Source organism: Photorhabdus namnaonensis (assembly GCF_001684335.1).
Lineage (GTDB): Bacteria > Pseudomonadota > Gammaproteobacteria > Enterobacterales > Enterobacteriaceae > Photorhabdus > Photorhabdus namnaonensis.
Genome location: NZ_LOIC01000049.1, coordinates 1 through 761, shown reverse-complemented (window position 1 = coordinate 761; position 761 = coordinate 1). Strand labels below are relative to the sequence as shown.

Below are 761 nucleotides of genomic sequence, written 5' to 3'. Positions count from 1 at the left end.
AGTGGTGTGCGAATATTAATATTATCTTTAAAATCAGCGACAAGATTACCGGCAGCAACAACACTGGCGGGTTCAATAATATTGCTTTCATCCTCCCATTTTTTAACGCTTCCTGATCTGTCAAAGTCTGTCCTGATATATACGTCGCCACGGGAAGATACACTACCTTCGGTTTCCTTCTCTGTATATACAATATAATTATTTAGCACGCCGGTTATTTTGCTTTCATTAATAAAATTAATTCCTGTTAAGAAAATATCTTTGCCGGCACTTATCTTACTGACAAAATTCAATAACTCATCACTGTTGATATAAATGTTCTTTCCAGATGCTATCACTCCAGGTTGCTTACTGTCAGAAATGATGGTTTCAGTTCTGGCGTGATTTATATGAATTCCCCCATCTGTAGTATTATCTCTACCAAAATCAACACGCCCAAACCATTTATCAGGAAGTGGAGTGATTAATGCAGCTTCATGAATAACCGGGTCTTCAAAATCACAGGTTTTCGTTTCATTAATAATCATGTTATTATCTGTTGAATCTGGTGTTAACTCCTTGTTTTTAACAACAAAAACATCACGTGTATTATTAAGTTTTTGGGTCCTGACAACCAAATCCCCATTCACGGTTTTTATCGTCGCGGATCTATTTTCGATTAACTGACTTTTATTCCCCTGAGCATCTTTCTGTATCCACATATTATTGTTGGCTTGCAACAAGGCTTTATTACCACTATTACGCACAGTGTCGCCAAATAT

At 36.7% G+C, this 761-nt stretch carries 1 pseudogene; it reads right to left on the bottom strand.

Features of this window, described 5'->3' with window-relative positions:
* Positions 1–746, bottom strand: a pseudogene (locus Phpb_RS09240) (DUF637 domain-containing protein); the annotation flags it as partial.
* Positions 747–761 lie beyond the last annotated feature (15 nt).